Origin of the sequence: Bradyrhizobium sp. MOS001 (assembly GCF_004634465.1) — a bacterium.
Lineage (GTDB): Bacteria > Pseudomonadota > Alphaproteobacteria > Rhizobiales > Xanthobacteraceae > Bradyrhizobium > Bradyrhizobium barranii.
The window spans coordinates 49,695-71,048 of record NZ_SPVJ01000040.1 but is presented as its reverse complement, the minus strand read 5'-3'; the positions used below and the strand labels follow the sequence as shown (position 1 = coordinate 71,048).

16 protein-coding genes and 1 pseudogene are annotated in these 21,354 nt (G+C 64.7%); 9 read left to right on the top strand and 8 right to left on the bottom strand.

All coding sequences use genetic code 11. The features are described from left to right. Positions 1-21: 21 nt before the first annotated feature. Together CT676_RS33310 and CT676_RS33305 are read right to left on the bottom strand one after the other, a co-directional pair. On the bottom strand, positions 22-1,092 hold the full coding sequence (locus CT676_RS33310) for a phospholipase (RefSeq protein WP_085401910.1): 1,071 nt from the start codon (positions 1,090-1,092) through the stop codon (positions 22-24). Positions 1,093-1,127: 35 nt separating this feature from the next. Next, positions 1,128-2,099 carry a S1C family serine protease gene (locus CT676_RS33305; RefSeq protein WP_085401911.1) on the bottom strand — a complete coding sequence of 324 codons (972 nt, stop codon included), beginning with the start codon at positions 2,097-2,099 and terminating at the stop codon, positions 1,128-1,130. Positions 2,100-2,383: 284 nt separating this feature from the next. On the opposite strand from CT676_RS33305, the gene CT676_RS33300 reads away from it, so the two are divergent. From CT676_RS33300 to CT676_RS33275, 6 genes are all read left to right on the top strand, one after another. Then, positions 2,384-3,802, top strand: a complete 1,419-nt coding sequence (locus tag CT676_RS33300; protein WP_085401958.1) for a M20 family metallopeptidase — start codon at positions 2,384-2,386, stop codon at positions 3,800-3,802. A 261-nt stretch (positions 3,803-4,063) separates the two neighbouring features. Beyond that, entirely contained in the window at positions 4,064-5,854 is a 1,791-nt protein-coding gene (locus CT676_RS33295) for a peptide ABC transporter substrate-binding protein (protein WP_085401912.1), read from the top strand. A gap of 29 nt (positions 5,855-5,883) precedes the next feature. Further along, positions 5,884-6,843, top strand: coding sequence for an ABC transporter permease (locus CT676_RS33290; protein ID WP_063985816.1), 960 nt, complete (start codon positions 5,884-5,886; stop codon positions 6,841-6,843). Then, positions 6,809-7,726, top strand: coding sequence for an ABC transporter permease (locus CT676_RS33285; RefSeq protein WP_014491615.1), 918 nt, complete (start codon positions 6,809-6,811; stop codon positions 7,724-7,726). Before CT676_RS33290 ends, CT676_RS33285 begins: the two co-directional genes overlap by 35 nt. After that, a complete protein-coding gene (locus CT676_RS33280) occupies positions 7,726-8,721 on the top strand; it encodes an ABC transporter ATP-binding protein (protein WP_014491616.1) in 996 nt (331 codons plus the stop codon). Before CT676_RS33285 ends, CT676_RS33280 begins: the two co-directional genes overlap by 1 nt. Next, a complete protein-coding gene (locus tag CT676_RS33275) occupies positions 8,718-9,686 on the top strand; it encodes a dipeptide ABC transporter ATP-binding protein (RefSeq protein WP_071909320.1) in 969 nt (322 codons plus the stop codon). The genes CT676_RS33280 and CT676_RS33275 overlap by 4 nt, the downstream gene beginning before the upstream one ends. 24 nt (positions 9,687-9,710) lie before the next feature. Here CT676_RS33275 and CT676_RS33270 read toward each other — a convergent pair whose 3' ends face one another. From CT676_RS33270 to CT676_RS33255, 4 genes are all read right to left on the bottom strand, one after another. Continuing rightward, positions 9,711-10,382 (bottom strand): HAD family phosphatase, encoded by a 672-nt coding sequence (locus CT676_RS33270; protein WP_085401913.1) that lies wholly within the window; start codon positions 10,380-10,382, stop codon positions 9,711-9,713. Positions 10,383-10,463: 81 nt separating this feature from the next. Beyond that, the gene (locus CT676_RS33265; RefSeq protein WP_085401914.1) at positions 10,464-11,489 is read right to left on the bottom strand and encodes a helix-turn-helix domain-containing protein; all 1,026 of its coding nucleotides are present in this window, start codon (positions 11,487-11,489) and stop codon (positions 10,464-10,466) included. Between the two features lie 229 nt (positions 11,490-11,718). Further along, entirely contained in the window at positions 11,719-13,623 is a 1,905-nt protein-coding gene (locus CT676_RS33260) for a diguanylate cyclase (protein WP_085401915.1), read from the bottom strand. Between the two features lie 179 nt (positions 13,624-13,802). Next, a complete protein-coding gene (locus tag CT676_RS33255; RefSeq protein WP_085401916.1) occupies positions 13,803-14,024 on the bottom strand; it encodes a dodecin in 222 nt (73 codons plus the stop codon). A 146-nt stretch (positions 14,025-14,170) separates the two neighbouring features. Between CT676_RS33255 and CT676_RS33250 the strand changes: the two are divergent. Beyond that, a pseudogene (locus tag CT676_RS33250) lies at positions 14,171-15,051 on the top strand (DMT family transporter). A 5-nt stretch (positions 15,052-15,056) separates the two neighbouring features. On the opposite strand, the gene CT676_RS33245 reads toward CT676_RS33250, so the two are convergent. After that, on the bottom strand, positions 15,057-16,304 hold the full coding sequence (locus CT676_RS33245; RefSeq protein ID WP_085401918.1) for a glycosyltransferase family 87 protein: 1,248 nt from the start codon (positions 16,302-16,304) through the stop codon (positions 15,057-15,059). Positions 16,305-16,635: 331 nt separating this feature from the next. Here CT676_RS33245 and CT676_RS33240 point away from each other — a divergent pair, with 331 nt between their 5' ends. Together CT676_RS33240 and CT676_RS33235 are read left to right on the top strand one after the other, a co-directional pair. Beyond that, positions 16,636-17,637, top strand: coding sequence for a glycoside hydrolase family 16 protein (locus CT676_RS33240; protein WP_085401919.1), 1,002 nt, complete (start codon positions 16,636-16,638; stop codon positions 17,635-17,637). 2 nt (positions 17,638-17,639) lie between these two features. Continuing rightward, the gene (locus tag CT676_RS33235) at positions 17,640-19,133 is read left to right on the top strand and encodes a GH1 family beta-glucosidase (RefSeq protein ID WP_135216229.1); all 1,494 of its coding nucleotides are present in this window, start codon (positions 17,640-17,642) and stop codon (positions 19,131-19,133) included. Positions 19,134-19,175: 42 nt separating this feature from the next. Here CT676_RS33235 and CT676_RS33230 read toward each other — a convergent pair whose 3' ends face one another. Next, positions 19,176-21,317, bottom strand: coding sequence for a WG repeat-containing protein (locus tag CT676_RS33230; RefSeq protein ID WP_135216228.1), 2,142 nt, complete (start codon positions 21,315-21,317; stop codon positions 19,176-19,178). Between the last annotated feature and the right edge of the window lie 37 nt (positions 21,318-21,354).

Below are 21,354 nucleotides of genomic sequence, written 5' to 3'. Positions count from 1 at the left end.
GCGCAGATAAGGACGACCCGTTCATCCGCGGTTCAGCCACTCCAGCAGCTCTGCGTTGATCTCGCGCGGATAGGTGTGGCTGAGGTCGTCGATCTCGCGATAGGTGACATCGGCGCCGGTGGCGGAGAGGGCCGCCTGCGTCTGGCGCGCGGTCTGTACCGGAAACATCCAGTCGAGCTTGCCGTGGGTGATGAAGATCGGCAGCCCCTGCAGGCGCACGGCGTCCGCCATCTCCGCCATCAGCGGATGGAAGGTCGCCGACACCGGCGCGAGATGCGTGAAGGGCGAGGCGCCGTCGAGCCCGGTGACGTAGCAGAAGGTGCCGCCGTCACTCATGCCGGTCAGCAGCAGGCGCGAGCCGTCGATGGTCCAGCGGCTGCGCACCGTATCGAGAATGCGCATGAGGTTCGGCGTGTCGCTATCGTCGCCCATCAGCGCCCATGTCGGGCCGGTCGCGGTCGGCGCCACCAGGATCGCGCCAAGGCTGCGGGCATCGCGCAGCCAGCTCCAGAGAAAACCGCGGCCGTTGCCGCTGCCGCCATGCAGCGCCATCACCAGCGGCATGGCGCGCTCCGGCGAATAATATTCTGGCACATAGACCGAGAAGCCGCCGCGGCTGCCGGGCTCGTTGTGGTCGTGGAAGATGCCGGTGTGTTCGCCCGCGCCGGCTTCCAGCCGCGCCAGCAGATCGTCATTCTCGCGATTGGCGGCATTGAGGAAGAAGCTGCTCACCGGCGGAAACTGGGTCGACAGCGGATACAGCGCCTCCTGCGCACGAGGCAGATGGCGTAGCGCGCGGAAGACCGCGACGAGATCGCCATTGCCGCGCTCGACCTCGCGTATGCCGGCAAAGGCGGCGAGCGTCTCGTTGCAGGCGCGGTCGAGCCGCTCGCGCAGCCCCGTGAACTGCTCGGGCCAGGCGCCGATCGCAGCGTGCGCCGCCTGCAGCGCCGCGTCGGGCGCGCCGATCGCATTCATCACCGAGGCAAAGGCCGGCGGATGCAGATTCCGGGTGAAGAAGCCGAGTGCTTCCAGCGCGTTGAGCAGCGGCGGCAGCACGGTCACGATGTCGTCAACGACGGCCTCGCTCATCGCCGCTTTCCTTGCCTGATGTCGGTTCGATCTCGTCAGTGCAGCTTCGGCGCCTTCAAGAGCTTGAAGCGGTCGGTCGACGTCACCGTGACGTCGAAGGTGACACCTTCATGATGCACGGTCAGCGGCACGTCGACGCCGGCGGCGCCGAGCGCCCACATCGTCTTGTAGAAGGCGGTCTGGCTCGTCACCTCCTGGCCGTCCACCGCAAGGATGACATCGCCGGTCTTCAGCTCCGCGCGCGCGGCCGGGCCGTTGGTGGAAATCCCGATCACCACCAGGCGGTTGTCGATTTCGGTCGAATAGAGCCCGAGCCAGGGGCGCGACGGCTTGTTGACGCGGCCGAATTTGCGCAGATCGTCGAGCACCGGCTTCAACAGGTCGATCGGCACGATCATGTTGACGTGCTCGGCCTTGCCTTCGCGTTCGCGTTCGAGCTGCAGCGAGCCGATGCCGATCAGCTCCCCGCGCTCGTTGAGCAGCGCCGTGCCGCCCCAGTTCGGATGTGCGGGATAGGTGAACACGGCCTCGTCCAGCAGATATTCCCAATAGCCGGCGAATTCCTGCTTGGCCACGATCTGGCTCGCGACCGATCGGGTGCGCCCGCCGGCGCCGCCGACCACGACGCGGTCGCCGACCCTTGTTTTCGCCGAGTTGCCGAGCGGCAAGGGTTCGACGTCGAGCTGACCGAGCGCCTGCACGAGGCCGAAGCCGGTGACGGAATCGAAACCGAGCGCATGCCCTTCGACGACGCGCCCGTCGGCGAGATGCAGCCACACCGATTCCGCCTCGGTAATGAGGTAGCCGATGGTGAGCACCAGCCCGTTGTCGATCACGACGCCGTTGCCGGCGCGTTCGGTGCCCAGCGTTTCGGCACTGAAGGCGTCGGGCGGGATGATGGCGTGCAGGCCGACGACGGACGCGAGCGAGCGGTCGAGATCGAAACCGTAGTCGCTCGCGCGCGGCTGATTGGCCGGCGGCACTCTCCATTCGGTCAGGGCGGGCATGGAGTTCTCCTGGCTGAGAGCATTGCTCCGCCTTGGCCGGCGGAACGACGCGCGAAGCACTCATAATTTAGGCTGGAGGAGGCCGTCTTGAAAGCCTCGTTCCCAACTATTCCGGAGATCGCCGCGTGAAATCTTCGACAGGCACAGGACGCCCGCACAGGTGGCAAGCGGCCGCGCGATCCAGCACCGGCCGCATGGCTGCTGTCCCGCGACGTGCTAGGCGGGGTGCAATGAAGCTGCTAACCATTGCCGCTTCGTTTGACCAAGAGATCACGGACCGAAGCATGGATAACCGCAGCGACATCTGGCGTGGCGTCGACACGATCAAGGCGCGTTTCATCGACCTCAGCGACAGGGTCTGGGGCATGCCCGAGGTGTGCTACACCGAGGCGCGGTCCGCCGCCGAGCATCTCGCCGAGCTCCGCCACCAGGGTTTCCGCGTCACCGAGAACGTCGCGGGCATCCCGACCGCGGTGATGGGCGAGTGGGGTGAGGGCGGTCCGGTCATTGCCTTCATGGGTGAATATGACGCGTTGCCGGGCCTTAGCCAGGAGGCCGGCGTCGCCGAGCACCGTCCGGTCGAGACCGGCGGCCATGGCCATGGTTGCGGCCACAACCTGCTTGGTTCCGCGGCCCTGCTCGCCGCGACCGCGATGAAGGACTGGCTCGCCGAGAACAAGGTGCCCGGCCGCGTTCGCTATTACGGCTGCCCGGCGGAAGAGGGCGGCGCAGCCAAGGCCTTCATGGTGCGCTCGGGCGTGTTTGAAGACGCCGACATCGCCATCACCTGGCATCCGCATAGCTTCTGGGAAGTCGCGGTAACGCCGTCGCTCGCCAACACGCGTGCGGATTTCATCTTCACCGGTCGTACGTCGCACGCGGCGGCCTCGCCGCATCTCGGCCGCTCCGCGCTCGACGCGGTGGAGCTGATGAATGTCGGCGTGAACTACATGCGCGAGCATATGCCGAGCGACGCCCGCGTGCATTACGCCGTGCTCGACACCGGCGGCATCGCTCCCAACGTGGTGCAGGCACATGCGCGCGTGCGCTATTCGATCCGCGCCCGCGATCTGCCCGGCATGAACGAGCTGGTCGGACGCGTCAGCAAGATCGCAGAAGGCGCAGCGTTGATGACCGAGACCAAGGTCGAGATGAAGATCATCTCCGCGGTCTCCAACATCCTGCCGAATACGCCGCTGGAGCAGGCCTTGCACCGGGTGATGGAAGAGCTGGGGCCGCCGCATTTCGACGACGCCGACAAGGGGTTTGCCAGCCAGATCCGCGCGACGCTCAGCGACAAGGACATCGCGTCGGTCTATTACGCGATCGGCATGGAGCCGACCGATCGGCCGCTGGCCGACTTCCTGGTGCCGCTCGATGCCAAGCGCAACCCGCTGGTCGGCTCGACCGACGTCGGCGACGTGAGCTGGGTGGTGCCGACCGTGCAGGTTCACGCACCGACGGTTGCAATCGGCACGCCGTTCCACACCTGGCAGGTGGTGGCGCAGGGCAAGAGCGGACACGCTCATAAGGCCATGGTGCAGGCGGCCAAGGCGATGGCCGGGATCGGCATCAAGGCGTTGACCGATCCGGAGCTGATCAAGGCCGCGAAAGCGGACTTGCAGAAGCGGACCGCCAAGACACCTTATGTCTGCCCGCTGCCGGACCACGTCGCGCCGCCGCTGACCATGTCCGTGGCGTAGAATTTCGCCTCGATACTTCGTCTGATGCCGCGAACAAATTTTCCGCAGTGCAACGTGGATTCCGGCGCGATTTAGCGCCGGATTGCCGAACGCTTGGGCTGCGGAACAGAGTTTTGCCCAACAGACAGCCAGAACACCGTTTGCATACACATGGTCGCAGTTGACGCGCGGCCTATTCGGTGTGCCATCTACCGCCAGCAAAAACCCGGCGGCCGCGGTGCGGCTGCCTGCATCCATACGGGAACCAGACGGGGGACAACCATGCTGGATAAAGAACTGCGTTCGATGATCGGTGACGTGAAGGACGGCCGGATGGACCGCCGTGCCTTCATCATGCGTATGGCCGCGGTCGGCCTCACCGCCCCCCTCGCCAACCAGATCCTCGCGCTCGGCGGCGTCGCCATGGCGGAAGGTGCCCAGACCTACAAGCCGACCAAGCGCGGCGGCGGCGGTGCGCTGAAGCTGCTGTGGTGGCAGGGGCCGACCCTGCTCAATCCGCATTTCGCCACCGGCACCAAGGACCAGGACGGCGCGCGCCTGTTCTACGAGCCCCTCGCCTGCTGGGATCCCGACGGCAACATGAAGCTGGTTCTGGCGGCCGAAATTCCCTCGATCGAGAACGGCGGCCTCGCCGCCGACGGCAAGTCGGTGACCTGGAAGCTCAAACCAGGCGTCAAATGGCATGACGGCAAGCCGTTCACCGCCGATGACGTCGTGTTCAACTGGGAATATGCCAGGGATCCGGCGACCTCCGCCCTGACCATCGCGACGCTCCGCGACATCACGGTCGAGAAGGTGGATGACCTCACGGTTCGCATCCTCTTTAACAAGCCGACGCCGTTCTGGGCCGACGCCTTTGTCGGGGCTCCCAACACCATCATCCCCAAACATTTGTTCGCCGACTACAAGGGGTCCAAATCGCGGGAAGCGCCCACCAACCTCTCGCCGGTCGGCACTGGCCCCTACAAGTTCGTCGAGTTCAAGCCGGGCGATCTCGTCCGCGGCCAGCTCAATCCCGATTACCACATGCCGAACCGGCCTTATTTCGACACGGTCGAGATGAAGGGCGGCGGCGACGCCGTCTCTGCGGCGCGCGCGGTGATCCAGACCGGCGAATATGATTTCGGATGGAACATCCAGGTCGAGGACGACGTGCTGCTGCGCCTCGAAAAGGGCGGCAAGGGCAAGACCGTTTATGCCGTGGGCGGCGACACCGAATTCATCGCGCTCAACTTCACCGATCCGAACACCGAGGTCGATGGCGAGCGCTCCTCGATGAAGACCAAGCATCCGCTGTTCTCCGATCCGGCGGTACGCAAGGCGCTGTCGATGCTGGTCGACCGCGAGTCCATCAAGAAGGCGATCTACGGCCGCGCCGGCCGCACCACCGCCAACTTCCTCAACGGTCCCGAGAAGTTCGTCTCCAAGAACACGACCTGGGAATTCAGCATCGAGAAGGCCTCGAAGCTGCTCGACGACGCCGGCTGGAAGCCCGGCGCGGATGGCATCCGCGAGAAGGACGGCAAGAAGCTGAAGCTTCTGTACCAGACCTCGATCAACGGACCGCGTCAGAAGACCCAGGCGATCGTCAAGCAGGCCTGTCAGAAGGCCGGCATCGACGTCGAGCTGAAGTCGGTGGTGGCGTCCGTGTTCTTCTCCTCCGATGTCGCCAACCCCGACACCTACGCGCATTTCTACGCCGATCTCCAGATGTTCCAGATCCCGCTGAGCCAGCCGGATCCGTCTCAGCATATGCGCCGCTATCTGTCGACCAACGTCGCCACGAAGGAGAACAAGTGGCAGGGCACGAACTTCCCGCGCTGGGTCAACAAGGACTATGACGCAGCGATCGAAGCAGCCGAAGGCGAAATGGATCCGGTCAAGCGCGCGGCGCACTATATCAAGGCCAACGACCTCATGTTCCAGGACACCGTGTTCATCCCGGCGCAGCATCGCCTAAAGGTGGAAGCGGCAGCCAACAATCTGCGCCCGATCATCAGCGGCTGGGCCAACGAAACCGACAATCTGCACGATTGGTACCGCGAGGAATGATCCCCCAGCTCTAGACGGGGTCTTTCCCTATGAGTCAGTACGTCCTGCGTCGCCTCCTGATCGCGATTCCGAGTCTTCTCGGAATCTCGGTTGTGCTGTTCGTCGTGCTGGCGCTTGCGCCAGGCGATCCGTTCTCGGAACTGGCGACGAACCCGAACGTCCCGCCCGAGGTGCAGGCCGCACTTCGGGCCAAGTTCGGCCTCGACGATCCGATCCACCTCCGTTACCTGCACTGGCTCAACGCGATGCTGCACGGCGACTGGGGTTTCTCCTTCGTCAGCCGGATGAATGTCGACACGCTGATCCTCCAGCGTCTGCCGGCGACGCTCTACGTGATCGGCTCGGCGCAGATCCTGGCGCTGCTGATCGCGATCCCCGTCGGTGTCTATGCGGCAACAAAGCCCTATTCGCTGTTCGACCAGATCGCCAATACGCTCGCCTTCGTCGGCTTCTCGCTGCCGACCTTCTTCACCGGCATTCTGTTCATCCTGATCTTCTCGGTTACGCTGGACTGGCTGCCTTTCGTCTATACGACCGACATCAAGGGCACCGGCATCCATTGGGTGCTGGAGATGATCCGGCAGGCGATCATGCCGGTGGCGGTGCTCGGTCTGTTTCAGGCGGCGTCGATGACGCGTTTCGTTCGCTCGGCGATGCTCGACGTGATCCGGCTCGACTACGTCACCACGGCGCGCGCGAAGGGCCTCGGACAGGCCACGGTCATCGTGAAGCACGTGATGCGAAACGCGATGATCCCGGTCGTCACCCTGATTGCGCTGCAGATGCCGGCCGTGTTCGGCGGCGCCATCGTCACCGAGCAGATCTTCCGCATCCCCGGCATCGGCTCGCTGCTGATCTCCTCCATCCTTTCCAACGACACGCCGGTGGTGATGGCCGTTACCTTCGTCTTCGCGTGCCTCGTCGTGCTGTTCAATCTCATCGCGGACGTCCTTTATGGCTGGCTTGACCCTCGCATCTCCCTCCGCTGAGCGGCGCGTCTACTCGCCCTGGCGCGAGATGTGGCGGCGCTACAGCCGCCACAAGCTCGCCGTGGTCAGTGCGTTTCTGCTCCTCATTCTGATCCTGGCGGTGGTGGCCGGCCCCTTCGTCTGGCGGGTCAAGATCGACGACATCGATATCGTGGCGGGCATGCAGGGGCCGTCGCTTGCCCATCCGTTCGGCACCGACGATCTCGGGCAAGACATCCTGGCCCGCATGATCTATGGCGGCCGCATCTCGCTCGCGGTCGGCCTTGCCGCGATGCTGGTCTCGGTCTTTATCGGTGTCCTGATCGGTGCGCTCGCCGGCATGTCGCGCGGCGCGCTCGGCCACGGCCTGATGTGGCTCACCGATCTCTTCCTGTCCCTGCCGCAACTTCCGCTGCTGCTGCTGCTGATCTATCTCTTCCGCGACGGGCTGAAGCAGATGTTCGGTCCCGAGGGCGGCATCTTCATCCTGATCGTGCTCGTGATCGGCGGCTTGCGCTGGATGCCGGTCGCGCGGCTGGTGCGCGCACAGTTCCTGTCGATCCGCGAGAAGGAGTTCGTCGAGGCCGCCCGTGCGCTCGGCGCAAGTCCGGTGCGCCAGGTGGTGCGGCACATCCTGCCCAATGCGCTCGGTCCCGTGATCATCGCCGGCACCATCGACGTCGCTGCCGCCATCATCGCGGAATCGACGCTGTCCTTCCTCGGCCTCGGCTTCCCGCCGGATACGCCGACCTGGGGCCGGCTCTTGTACGATGCCAAGGATTTCCTCGACATCGGCCCGCACTGGGCGCTGTTTCCGGGCGGCGCGATCTTCATCGCGGTGGTCGCCATCAACTTCATCGGCGACGGCCTGCGTGACGCGCTCGATGCGCGACGGGTGATCTGATGGCGCCGCTGCTGGAAATCAAAGGGCTGAAAACCCACTTCTCGACCGACGACGGCATCCTGCAGGCCGTCGACGGTGTCGACATCTCCATCAACAAGGGCGAGACGCTCTGTGTCGTCGGCGAATCCGGCTGCGGCAAGACCGTGACCGCGATGTCGATCCTGAAGCTGATCGCCATGCCGCCGGGCCGCATCGCGGCGGGCCAGATCATCTTCGAGGGCCGCGATCTCGTGCCGCTGACGAGCCGTCAGCTCGACGAGATCAGGGCCAAGGAGATCGGCTTCATCTTCCAGGAGCCGATGACCTCGCTCAATCCGGTGCTCACCATCGGCGAGCAGATCGCCGAGAGCCTGCGCCGCCATGAAGCGGTGACGAAGAAGCAGGCGCTCGAGCGCACCATCGAGATGCTGAAGCTGGTGCAGATCCCCAACGCCGAAGGCCGCGTGCACAACTATCCGCATCAGTTCTCAGGCGGCATGCGCCAGCGCGTGATGATCGCGATGGCGCTTGCCTGCAGGCCGAAGCTGATCATCGCCGACGAGCCCACCACCGCGCTCGACGTCACCATCCAGGCGCAGATCCTCGACCTCCTGCAGGATATGAAGGAGCGCTTCGGCATGGCGGTGATGCTGATCACCCACGCCATGGGCGTCGTCGCCGAGACCGCGCAGCGCGTCGTCGTGATGTATGCCGGCAAGGTGGTGGAGGAAGCGCTCGTCGACGACCTCTTCGGCAATCCCGGTCATCCGTATACACAGGGCCTGATCCGCTCGATCCCGCGCATCGATCTCGACAGCGAGCACAAGACAAGGCTCGAAGCGATCGGCGGCTCGGTCCCGATCCTGATCAATCCGCCGGTCGGTTGCCGCTTCGCCCCGCGCTGCAAGTTTGCCATGAACGTCTGCACCGAGAAGGAGCCGCTGCTGCGCGAGATCGCGCCCGGCCACCGCATGGCCTGTCATTTGGGAGATACGCAGTTGGGAGGCACGGCATGACCGAGCCCTTGCTCCGCGTCAGCGGCCTGAAGAAATATTTCCCCGTGCACGGCGGCCTGTTGTCGCGCCAGGTCGGCAGCGTCTATGCGGTCGACGGGGTCTCGTTCTCGGTCAACCGCGGCGAGACGCTCGGCCTCGTCGGCGAATCCGGGTGCGGCAAGTCCACCACCGGCCGCTGCGTGCTGCGCCTGATCGAGCCGACCGACGGCGAGGTCGTGTTCGACGGCCAGGACGTGCGCCAGCTCAGCGGCAATGATTTGCGCGCGATGCGGCGGAACATGCAGCTGGTGTTCCAGGATCCGTTCGCCTCGCTCAATCCGCGCATGACGGTCGGCGCCATCCTCGGTGAGGCCCTGATCATCCATAAGCTCGGGTCGTCGGCCAAGGAGCGCGAGGAGCGCGTCGCCAGCCTGCTCGTGAAGGTCGGCCTCAAGGCCGAGCACATGCGCCGCTACCCGCACGAATTCTCGGGCGGCCAACGCCAGCGCATCGTGATCGCGCGGGCGCTCGCGGTCGAGCCGAAGCTGATCGTCTGCGACGAGCCGGTGTCCGCGCTCGACGTGTCGATCCAGGCGCAGGTGATCAATCTGCTGGAGGATCTCCAGGCGGAGCTGAACCTCACCTATCTGTTCGTCGCGCACGACCTGTCGGTGGTCGAGCACATCTCCGACCGCGTCGCCGTGATGTATCTCGGCCGGATCGTCGAGCTGGCGAAAGCGAGCGATCTCTACCGCAATCCGCAGCATCCCTACACCAGGGCGCTGTTGTCGGCGGTGCCGGTGCCCGATCCCAAGCTGAAGCGTGAACGCATTCGCCTCAAGGGCGACGTGCCGAGCCCGATGAAGCCGCCATCCGGCTGCCACTTCCACACCCGCTGCCCGATCGCCCAGCCGCGCTGCGCGGAAAGCGCACCCGAGCTGAAGGAAGGGGCGGGCGGGCACTTCGTGGCGTGCCACCTCGCCTGACGTCGCGCGAGGCGGTGCGCCCGTTCATCCGTCCCTGAGCAGGCCGTGCGCCGAAAGGGCCTGCCGGAAAGCCTCCACCGACGTGTGATGATGCGCGGAGAGGCCCGCTTCCCGCGCGCCGGCGACATTTGCCGCGAGGTCGTCGACGAACAGAACGGTCTGCGGCGTCCTCTGTAGCTCCGACAGGCAGAGGCGATAGCAGCGCGGGTCCGGCTTGGCCGCCTTGAACCGGGCCGACGTGTAGATGCGGGAGCCGAACAGCGGACGCAGTTCCGGCAGCAGCGTGTCGATATGGTCGGCGACCAGCGTGGTATTGTTGGTCAGGACGGCAACATCGACGGTTTCATGCAGGCGGCGGGCAATCTCCAGCACCGCGCGATCGGCCTTCATCGAACGGCGGCGTGCCTCCACCCACTCATCGAGCGACAGGGGATAGCCGATGCGCTCGCCAAATCCCCGCAAATAGTCGGCGGCATCGAGGGTGCCGGAGTCGCCTAGAAGCTCGAATCCGCTCTCCCAGATCGCCTTGTAGACGAACTCACTGGTGGTCCCCGCAAGCTCCGCCAGAAACGCGACGCGCCTTCCTCTGTCGTATTCGCAGAGGACATTGTCCATATCAAAGAGGACAAGCTTGATCTCGTCAGGCACGGGAACGCTCCCGGCCGGACCGAAACATCCGGCCGTGCTCAAAGTCATATCCCACTGGAACGCGGGCGACAAATCCGGGCACAAAGGCCGGACGTTGCGATACTGGTGTCGAGCGTAGCAGCTTCATGGCTACGAGGTGCGGCGGCGGGCCAGTTGATGCAGCACCGTGTCGATGGTCGGGACCGCACCGGTCTCGCGGAGCCAATTGTCGGCCAGCTCCCTCAGTTCGCCCGGCGTCAAGCCGAACTTGCGGCGGAATGCGCGAATGAATGTGGAATCGCTGCTGAAGCGCATGCCGACGGCGAGGTCGATCAGCCGCGTGTCCTCCGCGGACGGCGATATCAGCTGGCGGAAAGCGAGATTGAGGCGCTGCTCCCTCACATAGTGCGAGAGCCCGCCATCCGCCTCGAACAGCCGATAGAGGGTCGCGCGCGAGATCTGGAAGTGGCGGCACAATTCGTCTGCGGTGAGCGCGTCGGTCTCGAGATTATCCGCGATGCGGCGCTTGATCACCGCAAGATAAAGATGCCGCTCGGCGCGTTCGACTCCGGCCGCAATGTCGGCGGTCCCGCCGGCGGCCGCGGCAACGATGTCGGCGATCGCGTCGATCGTAGCCTCGGCGCTGCCCGCCTCGGGCTCGGGTGGCAGCGTAAGCGCCGCGTAATGGCTGGCAAGCAGGCGCGTATGAGGATGGTTTGACGGCAGCAAGGTAGCCGTCGCCGAATCCGGATGAGCAAGCCGTGGTGCCAGCATGGCGCGTTGCAGGATGATCGCCATCAGGCGGGTACGACTGCCGCCGCCGCGCAACACCGTCCGGTTCGGCTGCGCCATGTCGATCAGGCAGATGGCGCCGGGCCCCATCGTCACCTCGCGCCGGCCCGAGCTGAACCGCATCTCGCCTTCGACACACAAGGTGATCTGAAAGTGGTCCATCGCACCGCGGGCGACGTGCGCGGGCGTCCGGTCGTATTCCTGATCGGTCGCGCGGGTATCGACCAGCAACGCATTGCGGGTCATCATCGTCACGGTGGTGACATGGAAGTCGTCCTCCGTGGTGAGCGGAACGACATCGCAGATGTCGGCTGTCATGGCGCGCAACTGTCTCAGCGCGTCCACCCCGCGCCCCGGGATGTCCGCCGGCATGGTCTCGTTCACGGCCGTCTCGTCTGCATTGCCCCACGATGAGGCCGTGCCGCATGGACCCGATCGTCGAAGTCCGGCGGCCCCCCAACATCGCCTCGGGATGTAGCCATTCAGAAATCAGTGCGCAAGCGATGGTGGGCAGGAATTGGCGCGCGCCGACGTGCCGCATGTGCACACCGCGTTAGCCGCGCTTGCCAGCTACGCAGGAAAGGGCGGCGTTCGCTACGCCTGGCAGGATTCGTCACGCGCTCTTCGCGGGCCAGGGCACGACCTGTCCCGACATCACCATACGGTCGCGGCCGCTGTCCTTGGCGGCGTAGAGTGCGCGGTCGGCGCCGGCGACCAGCGTGTTGCAGTCCAGCGCGGTCTGAGATGGAAGGCTTGTCGCAGCGCCGATGCTTGCCGTAACCAGCCGGGAGGGCGGATTCTGCGCATGCAGCATGGCGAGGTCGTGCAGTGCCTCGCGAATCCCTTCGCCGACTTCGGCGCAACCATCCGGGCCGGTGTTCGGCAACAGAACGGCGAATTCCTCGCCGCCGTAGCGCGCCGCGAGGTCAGCCGGGCGCCTGGCCTGAGCGGACAGGATCCGGCCGAGCGCGCGCAGGCAGCCGTCGCCCGCCTGATGTCCGTAATGATCGTTGAATTTCTTGAACTGATCGACGTCGATCAACAGGAGCGAGATCTGCGTGCCGTCGCGCCGGGCGCGCGCCCATTCCTCCGCGAGGCGTTCGTCGAACGCGCGGCGGTTGGCAAGGCCGGTCAGGCCATCGGTGGTCGCGAGCGATGCCAGTTTGTCCTGCAAGTCCTTCTGCTCGGTCATGTCGCGCACGACCGCGACGACACCGTCGACCTCGCCGCTGTCGGAGGCTCGGGTCACGTGCAAGGCCGCCTCGGCCCAGATATCGCCCTTGTCGCGATGGCGCTGGCGATAGACGAACCGCGCTTCCTCGGCCTCGCCGTTCTTCAGCGCTGCGATAGCCTGCTCGACCCGCTCCATGTCGTCCGCGTGGATACCGGCCACCGCCGACGTGCCGAGCAGCTCCTCGGGAGACCAGCCGGTGATGCGCGCGCACGAGGGAGAGACGTAGAGCAGCCGGTTATCCAGCCCGATCCGGGATACCATGTCGCTGGATTGCTCGGCGAGCAGGCGGAAATGGGCTTCATTCGCGACTAGGGCCTGCGCCATTCGCTGCCGCTGCCAGAGCTGGCGGACCAGGTAGAAGCCGATCACCGCGATCAGCGCGACGAGGCCGAGCACGAAGGCCGTGCGTGCGGCTGCCGCGCGTCGCCAGGGCGCCAGCACGTCGTCCTGCGACTTGCTCGCCAGCACCATCAGCGGATAGCGGCTGCTGCGCTGATAGTAGCTCAGCCGCTGCACGCCATCGAGCGGCGACTTGAAATAGTAGACCGCAGCCGCCGGGCGACTTTTCCATTCCCTGAACAGCGGCGCATTGGAGAGGTCGCGCCCGATGAAGGCGCCGCTCTCGTCGTGGCTGCGCGCCAGCATGATACCGGCGTCGTTGAGCAGCGATGCCGAGCCGTTCGACCCGACGTCGAAGCGCTCGTAGAATTTCGCGAAATAGGCGACGTCGATCGTGAGCAGCGCGACACCGGCAAAGCTGCCGTCGGGGTGGTTGATCCGGCGTGACGCGGTGATGATCCACTGGCCGCCGGCGCGGCTCTTGATGGGCCGCCCGATCAGCGTGTCCTTCGCCGGGGAATCACGGTGCTGCCGGAAATATTCGCGATCGCTGTTGTTGAGCTTGGAGAAGTCGACATGCTCGGTCGTGGCAAGCCATCGGCCGGTTTCGTCATAGACGAAGATGCCGCGGATGCGCTCCGATGATTTGCGGGTCGGCAGGTAAGTCTGGAGCTTCGCGATCGTGTCCGGGCCGGTTCCGTCGAGTTCGAGCCGATGGACCAGTCCGACCAGGATCGTATCGGCGAGCTCGAACGTGTCGTCCGCGTGCTGGACCAGCGAATGCGCGAGGTTGGCGACGTCGATCTCGGCGTTCCTGAGATCGGCGTTGTGCGTTTCCCATTCGCGCCAGACGCTCAAGCCGAGGATCGCCACGCAGATCAGCACGACGAATCCCGCCGCCCAGAGCGGAAGGCGCGTCTTGCCGAGTTCGCGGTCCGTGACCATCGGCTTGCTCCAAATCGGAGCAAACCTCTCACTTTGGTCTTAACGGCCTGTTGCAACTTCCGCGATGATTTTGCGCGTCCGTAGTCAGCCGGAGGAGATCGTCGATATTTTGATCGACTCTCATCGTCGGATGTTAACTACGCCGCCGCGGCGTGATGTTTCGTGCGGCGTCTGCCGCGTCAGTCCATCAGCGTGAAGCCGACGCGCAGCGTCACCTGGTAGTGGCGGACGGCGCCATTCTCGATGTGACCGCGTGTCTGCACCACCTCGAACCATTTCATCTCGCGAACGGTCTTGGCGGCGCGGCTGATCGCGTTCTTGATCGCATCCTCGATCGAGGTCTCGGATGATCCGACCAGCTCCAGGATCTTGTAGACGTGATCCGACTCGGCTGTGGGCATGGTACGTCTCCCTCGTTTGCGTTGCGGCACCACCGCCACCCGCTCCCATTTGAACGGGTACCGGCGTTCCGGGTTCCATCGTCCGCCATGGCCCGCATGCGCCAGCCGAGGTGGAGTGCGCCGCACCCGCCTGCTAAGCGCTGTCCATGGATACGGCGCGGCGCGACAGGACGATCGGCTCTCTCTGCCTCGGCGTGACGGCGTTCGGCTGGGCGCTGAACTGGCCATTGATGAAGCTGCTGCTCCAGCAATGGCCGCCGCTGTTCGCGCGCGGGCTGGCCGGCGTCTGCGCCTCGCTCATTCTCGGCGCGCTGGCACTGAGCCGGAAGGAATCCTTCGCCGTTCCGCGCGAGGCGATTCCGCGGCTGTTGTTTGCGACCCTCACCAACGTCCTTGCCTGGATGGGGCTCGGCACGGTCGCGATGAAATATGTGACCGTGAGCGAGGGGGCTCTGCTCGCCTATACGATGCCGATCTGGGCCATGCTGTTCGCCTGGCCGGTGCTGGGTACGCGGCCGACCATGCGGGATATTTTGGGTCTCGTCCTCGGTGTCGCCGGCGTCGCGCTGCTGCTCGGCGGCAACGGCTTTGCGTTCGGCGCCGACAAGCTGCTCGGCATTGCGCTCGCACTGCTCTGCGCCATCCTGTTCGCGCTCGGCAATGTGCTCAACCGCAAGCCGCTGCCGATGCCGCCGCTCGTGGTCGTCGCCTGGCAGGTTGGGCTCGGCTGCGCCACGATGCTGATCCTCGGTATCCTGTTCGAGCATCCCGACATCACCGCGATCACCCCGCTGGGACTCGGCTGCTTCGTCTATATGACGTGGTGCCGATGGGCGTCTGTTACGTCACCTGGTTCGAGACGCTGCGCCGCCTGCCGCCAACCTCCGCCTCGACCGGCATGCTGATCGTCCCCGTGATCGGCGTCGTCTCCGCCGCGGTCATCCTGGGCGAGCCGCTGGGCCTGCGCGAATGGGCGGCGATGGCGCTCACGCTCGGCGGCGTGACGCTGGCGTTGCAGCGGGCGTAGAGGCGTTATTCCGCGGCCTGCGACAGGATGGGCGCCGACTGCGTCCCGCGCCACAGCAGCCGCAGCAGCAGGACCAGGAGCGCCATCAGGGCGAAGCCGCCCAGGGCGGGCGCGAAATGTTGGTCGGGATCGGCCTTCTGCCCGAATTGCACTGCGAGCCGCCCCGATTGCAACAGCCCATAGGCTCCGGCGAACAGGATCAGCCCGTATATGACGCTCCGCTCGCGCGGGCTCGCCATCCTGGCGAGATCGGGCAGCATCAGGGCCAGGCCGATCCCGACCATCGGCAGATCGTAATCATACGCATAGGGGCTGATCATCACGGATACCATTACGGCGGCACCGAGCGTGAAGGCCGGTGAAGCGCCCCGCGCCGCACCGAGAAGGACGGCGAACAAGGCCAGCCCGGCAACGGCCGTCTGTCCCCAGAAGGCGGCGCTTGCGGGAAGGCCGGCCTTGTACAGCGCCGCATAGGTCGAGATCATGCGGAAGAGTGGGTAGAAGCCCTGCTCGAGATAGCCCGCCGATTCCCTGATCGCTCCGAGCCACGCGAACCAGATCTGCCACCCGAAGAGGAGCGTGCAGAGCAGTGAGCTCGTCAATACGACGGCCGCGGCCGTTCCGAGCGCAATCCAGCGCCGCGTCACCAGCAGATAGACGCCGGCGGCAATCGCCAGGTGCGGCTTGATCACCATGGCGCCGAGCGCGAGGCCGGCCAACAGCTGACGACGCTCAACGTTGAGGCAGACGAGCCCGATCAGCGCCCCCGTCAGAAAGCCGTTCTGCCCGCAGCCGATGGTGATCGCCATCGCCGGAAACAGGATCACCAGCACCTGCGCGAAATTCCGGTCGGCGATCGCCCGGAGCGTCACGAGATAGAGCGCAAGTGTCGCGGCGGTGAAGAGGAGATAACCGACGCCGACCGGCAGGAATGCGAACGGCGCGAGCAGGAGGTCGTATTGCGGCGGATAGGTCCAGGGCATGAAACCGGTGGCGCCGCCGGCGGCCTCCATCTGCATCTTCAGCAGGGCATCGAAATGATAGACTTGGTCGAGATCGCCGCGCCAGACGTGCTGCGCGACGATGTGAAAGGCATCGAAATCGGCGAGCTCGCGATCCGTCCAGCCGCCGAAACGTGCGAACCAGAAGGTCTTGAAGACGGCGATCGACGCCAGCGCCGCCAGCACGTAGCGGATATAGGCAGTCCGCTTCGACGGCGAGGACTGAACCGCTTCCAGCGTCTCGGCAAACATGAGCGACGACCTTGGACCTGATGGATCGGCGGTTGGGCGGGCAGGGCCGCGGATCCCGCCCAAACTGCCATCGGAGGCTTAAGGGACGGTAACGAATGCGGAAGGATTTGGCGCCGGCGCCCCTCTGGCGGAGCCGGGCGCGCGGAACTGGCCCGGTTAACCGCCGATCTTGCGCCGGGGTGACGCGATTCCCGGCCGGCCCGAATGCGATGTCGAGATGACCATTTCGAAATCGCCCGCCGGCACAGATGGCCGTGCTTGCCCGCTCGAAGACAGGCGAGCTAACCTGCGCATATCCTGCGAAGCTTTCTGCCAAGTTCGATGTGCGGTGATGATCGACAGTTGGACGAAGGGCGCTCTGGTTGCGATCGGCCTGTCTGCCGTGCCTGCGCCGGGCGTCGCGCAGGACGATCTCGATGCTGCGCCCGGCACGATGACGCTGCAAGTGACCACCGATCCCTCCATGATCGAGTGCCGCAAGCTTGAGACGGTCAATCCCGCCTTGCTCGCGTTCCTGCCGCTGCGCCGGACTTTCAACGATGACTTTGACGAGCATCCGCTTGCGACAGGTCGCTGGGTGCCGCATTACGCCGGCGGTGCGGCGTGGCCGGAAGCGCGCTATTGGGGCGGTGACGGCTCCGACTTCAAGCGCAAGACCAGCGCCAATGGCGAGCAGCAGATCTACGTCGATCCGCGCTATTCGGGGCGTGCGGGGATGCCGCTTGGGCTCGATCCGTTCAAGGTGAAAGACGGTGTGCTCTCGATCGTCGCCAGCCGCACGCCGCCGGAACTGAAGTCCGTTCTGTTCAACAACGAGTACATCTCGGGAATCCTGACCACGCAGGGCACGTTCGCGCAGAAGCACGGCTATTTCGAAATCCGCGCCAAGGTGCCGGTCGGTCACGCCGTGTGGCCGGCGTTCTGGATGCTGGCGGACGACGGCGGCTGGCCGCCGGAGGTCGACGTGCTGGAAGGCCGGGGCGAACGGCCCGGCGATCTCGTGATGACGACGCATTGGCGGATTCCGTCGACCCAGAAGATTCAGTCCTGCGGCTTTGACTATGCGGTCGGCGATGCCTCCAGCGTGTTCCACAATTACGGTGTGCTGTGGGAGGAGGATCGCCTGGTCTATTTCATCGACCGCAAGCCGGTCTCCGACATCAAGGTGCCGATCGGCTTCGACGATCCCATGTACATGATCGTCAATCTCGCGATCGGATCGAAATTCTTTCTCGGTGTCGGTCCGGTCGATGCGGAATCACCGCCCACCGTCGCATTCGAGATCGACCGGATTTCCGCCTATCAGATCGACATGGAGCAGGCTCGGAGATAGCGATGTCAGCTGATGTCTCGCGGCGCGATCTTGCGAAGCTCGCGGGGCTCGCCGCGCTTGGTGCAGCGGCGGGTGCCAAAGCTGCAGATAACAAGGCTGCGGATAACAAGGCTGCAGATAATGAGACGCCCGCATCGGCCGATCGCCACGCGCCCTTTCCCAAGGACTTTTTGTGGGGCACAGCGACCTCGTCCTACCAGATCGAAGGCGCCGTCGATGAGGACGGCCGCGGCCAATCGATCTGGGATGTCTTCAGCCACACGCCCGGCAAGATCGAGGACGGCTCGACTGGCGACCGCGCCAACGAGCATTATCACCGCTACAAGGACGACGTCGCGCTGATTAAGGCGCTCGGCGTCAAGGCCTACCGCTTCTCGATTGCGTGGCCGCGGGTGTTTCCGGATGGATCGGGCCAGCCCAATCCGAAGGGGCTCGATTTCTACAACCGGCTCGTTGACGAGCTGCTCGCGAACGGCATCGAGCCCTATGCGACGCTCTATCATTGGGACCTGCCACAGGTGCTCCAGGATCGCGTCGGCGGCTGGCAGTCGAGCGACACGTCGAAGGCTTTTGCAGATTACGCCGCCTATGTCGCCGCGCGCCTGACCGATCGCGTCAAAACCATCTTCACCGTGAATGAGGTCGGGCGCTTCGTAAATTTCGGCTATGGCTGGGGCATCGACGCGCCCGGCCTCAAGCTGCCGGCGGCGCAGCTCAACCAGGCGCGCCATCACGTCGCGCTGGCGCATGGGCTTGCCGTGCAGGCGATCCGCGCGTCGGGCCGCGCCGGCACCCGCGTCGGTGCCGCCGAAAACATCGCGGCCTGCGTGCCCGCGATCGCAACGCCGGAAAATATCCGCGCCGCCGAGATCGCGACGCGTGAGCTCAACGCCGGCTTTCTTGGCGTGGTGCTGGAGGGCAAGTACACCGACGGCTTCCTCGCCTATGCCGGCGCGGATGCGCCGAAATTCACCCCTGAGGAATTGAAGATCATCGGCACGCCCAACGATTTCGTCGGGCTCAACATCTACGCGCCGCAATACTACGTCACGGCCTCTGATCGCGCGCCGGGCGTCCGCGTGCTGCCGTTCCCAACCTCGTTCCCGCGCATGAACTCGGAATGGCTGCGGGTCGGCCCTGAGGTGATCTACTGGGCCCCGCGTCTCGCCGCAAAAATCTGGAACATCGAGACCATCTATATCAGCGAGAACGGCACCTCGTCCGAGGACAAGATTTCCGCCGACGGCCAGGTCTACGATCTCGACCGCATCATGTTCCTGCGCAATTACCTGACCCAGATGCAGCGTGCGATCGCCGAGGGCGTGCCGATTCGCGGCTATTTCCTGTGGAGCCTGATGGACAATTTCGAGTGGATCTACGGCTACGGCAAGCGCTTCGGCCTCTACCGGGTCGACTTCGAGACCCAAGCGCGCGTGCCGAAGCTGAGCGCGGCGTTCTATCGCGACGTGGTGATGCGGAATGCGATCGGGGTGTGAGCCGAAGGCGACGCTTCTATCGTCGTCTTGCGCACATCGAACTTACGGCTCGATCTTGCATTCGAACGGGGGCGCCAGGGATGGCGCGGGATTGACATCGGAGCATGCGATCCCCGGGACCGAATGGTTGCGCCGGTCGATCGGGCACCATCTACCTTCTTGCCTGGCCCAGGCGATGCCACGATTGCGTGGCGCGAAATAGACGGGTTCGTCATATTGCGGCTCGACCATCACGTGTCCTGCCGTGTCGACCAGCCCCCATTTGCCGTTTCTCAAGAACGTCAGAAGTCCGAAGTCGAGATTGGCGCCGACGCGCTCGGCATCGGCGTCGATCCAAACCTCGCCGGCGGGAGACAGGATCACGCGCTTTCCGCCAGCCTGCGACATGAGCGCGCTGCTGATATCGCACATGACGCCCGGGCGAGGTTGCATGACCCAGGATTGATCCTTGAGCCGCATGATGCCTGTCGCTCCGTCGGTCGAAGCAAAGACGGTGCCGTCTTGTCGGATTCGAACGGCGTCGAATTTGGGCTCGATCAGCCATGTCCCATCCGATTTCATGACGCCGCGCTTACCGTCAATGGACGCGACAAAGGGATCGGGATTGGTCGAAAGGTAGTCGAATCGGGGCTCGACGAGCCAACTCCCGTCGGACCTGATGCGTCCCCATTTGCCATCGACTTTGGCATTCCTGGCATCCCGTCCAATTCGCACGACTGCCTCGAACTGCATCGGCGCGATAGGCTGCAAGCGTGCGTCAACAAGCTGGAACGTGTCTCCGGTTTGCAGGGTGTACGGCGGTGCGGCGCCGCATGTCGCATCGATCAACCGGCTTCCAGGAGGTTGCAGAGGATTTCCGCCTTCCGTGAAATACAGCCATTGCTTGTTCTTGTAGGCGATCAGCCGCTTGTCTTCACAATGCTGGACGGGTTGATCGAACGCTGCGTCGAGCACAGTACGGCCGTCGAGGTCCAGAAGACCCCAGTGGTCCGCCTGCTTGAAGTGCCATCCGTACGGCACCTCGGAGGAGCCTTCGTTACGGGCAATCGCCAGATAAATTTGCTGGTGACTGGTTTGGAATATCCAGGATCCGGACTTGTCAATCACGCCGAAGCTGCCGTCTCGTTCTGCCGATGTGCGCCCAACGCCGAGCCTGAACGGCCAGGCCGTGTCGAAGACGGGCTCGATGGCGAATTTCCCTGTGCCATCAATGAAGCCAACCTTGCTGCTGAGAGTCACGCGCGCCAGGCCGTCACTTAGGGCTTCCGCCCGCTGAAACTTCGGCTCGACCAGCCAGCTTCCATCGGCTTGCAACAACCCCCACAATCCGCCTCTTTCGACCCAGCGAACTGATGGACTTGTCTTGTCGAATTCGCGCGATGGCGGCGCCGCCGGTTCTATCCATTGTCCGGAGAGATCGATCACGCCATTCGTCTTGAATTCGAAGGGGGCGGAGACACTGACGCTGTTTGAGGTGTAGGTGGTCCTTATCCCCGAGAAATCCTCGGCGCCAATGGTTCCGCCGCGTCGCGGAAAATCCGACACGCGGAAGCGGTCGGGACCGATCGCCTCGATGAAGCCGTATGTCGGCGCGAAGATCATCTTGCCGTCACGATCGATCAGGCCCGACTTGCCCCCGACCTCGACTTGCGCAAAGCCAAACTTGTAGTCGTCCACGAGGCCGTATTGCGGTGCGGCGACCTCGTGCCCCTCGTCGTCGACGAAGCCGTACAGTCCTCCGCTGCGAACTGCGGCGCGTTTGTCCGAGAAGTCGCCGACCCAATCGTATCGCGGCGGCACGGCCACCGAACCGTCAGGCCGAACCGCGCCGCACAGGCCGCCCGGGAAGGTGCACACGGCCAACGGAGAGTCCACCGGCTTGCCGGATCCCGAGCGGTCCTTGGCCGCGATCTCGGCTTGAAGGACGGCCTTGCCGACAGGCGTAAGCTCCGACGGCATGTCCTGTGCAGTCGCGCCATTCGTGAACGCGAGAACAAACAATGCGACTCTGAACCAGCTGCATGCACCCATCGCGACTTTCCCGGTATTCCGATTTTGGTCGAATACCGATGATCCGTGGCGAGAACGTGTCAGAACATGGTGTTGCAACCTAAGAGATTGCGCCGCATCGAGTCTGGCGAGTACCGCAGCTGAACGCGGCGTTCTGTCGTAACGCTTGGGCATCGCGGCCGCTCCGTTGCAATCGAAACAAAGATCCCGC

What these genes read in the sequence shown, in the direction of transcription:
- CT676_RS33310 (WP_085401910.1), bottom strand. Translation starts at nt 1,092, where the DNA reads ATGAGCGAGGCCGTCGTTGACGACATCGTGACCGTGCTGCCGCCGCTG.
- CT676_RS33305 (WP_085401911.1), bottom strand. Translation starts at nt 2,099, where the DNA reads ATGCCCGCCCTGACCGAATGGAGAGTGCCGCCGGCCAATCAGCCGCGC.
- CT676_RS33300 (WP_085401958.1), top strand. Translation starts at nt 2,384, where the DNA reads ATGGATAACCGCAGCGACATCTGGCGTGGCGTCGACACGATCAAGGCG.
- CT676_RS33295 (WP_085401912.1), top strand. Translation starts at nt 4,064, where the DNA reads ATGCTGGATAAAGAACTGCGTTCGATGATCGGTGACGTGAAGGACGGC.
- CT676_RS33290 (WP_063985816.1), top strand. Translation starts at nt 5,884, where the DNA reads ATGAGTCAGTACGTCCTGCGTCGCCTCCTGATCGCGATTCCGAGTCTT.
- CT676_RS33285 (WP_014491615.1), top strand. Translation starts at nt 6,809, where the DNA reads ATGGCTGGCTTGACCCTCGCATCTCCCTCCGCTGAGCGGCGCGTCTAC.
- CT676_RS33280 (WP_014491616.1), top strand. Translation starts at nt 7,726, where the DNA reads ATGGCGCCGCTGCTGGAAATCAAAGGGCTGAAAACCCACTTCTCGACC.
- CT676_RS33275 (WP_071909320.1), top strand. Translation starts at nt 8,718, where the DNA reads ATGACCGAGCCCTTGCTCCGCGTCAGCGGCCTGAAGAAATATTTCCCC.
- CT676_RS33270 (WP_085401913.1), bottom strand. Translation starts at nt 10,382, where the DNA reads ATGACTTTGAGCACGGCCGGATGTTTCGGTCCGGCCGGGAGCGTTCCC.
- CT676_RS33260 (WP_085401915.1), bottom strand. Translation starts at nt 13,623, where the DNA reads ATGGTCACGGACCGCGAACTCGGCAAGACGCGCCTTCCGCTCTGGGCG.
- CT676_RS33255 (WP_085401916.1), bottom strand. Translation starts at nt 14,024, where the DNA reads ATGCCCACAGCCGAGTCGGATCACGTCTACAAGATCCTGGAGCTGGTC.
- CT676_RS33245 (WP_085401918.1), bottom strand. Translation starts at nt 16,304, where the DNA reads ATGTTTGCCGAGACGCTGGAAGCGGTTCAGTCCTCGCCGTCGAAGCGG.
- CT676_RS33240 (WP_085401919.1), top strand. Translation starts at nt 16,636, where the DNA reads ATGATCGACAGTTGGACGAAGGGCGCTCTGGTTGCGATCGGCCTGTCT.
- CT676_RS33235 (WP_135216229.1), top strand. Translation starts at nt 17,640, where the DNA reads ATGTCAGCTGATGTCTCGCGGCGCGATCTTGCGAAGCTCGCGGGGCTC.
- CT676_RS33230 (WP_135216228.1), bottom strand. Translation starts at nt 21,317, where the DNA reads ATGCCCAAGCGTTACGACAGAACGCCGCGTTCAGCTGCGGTACTCGCC.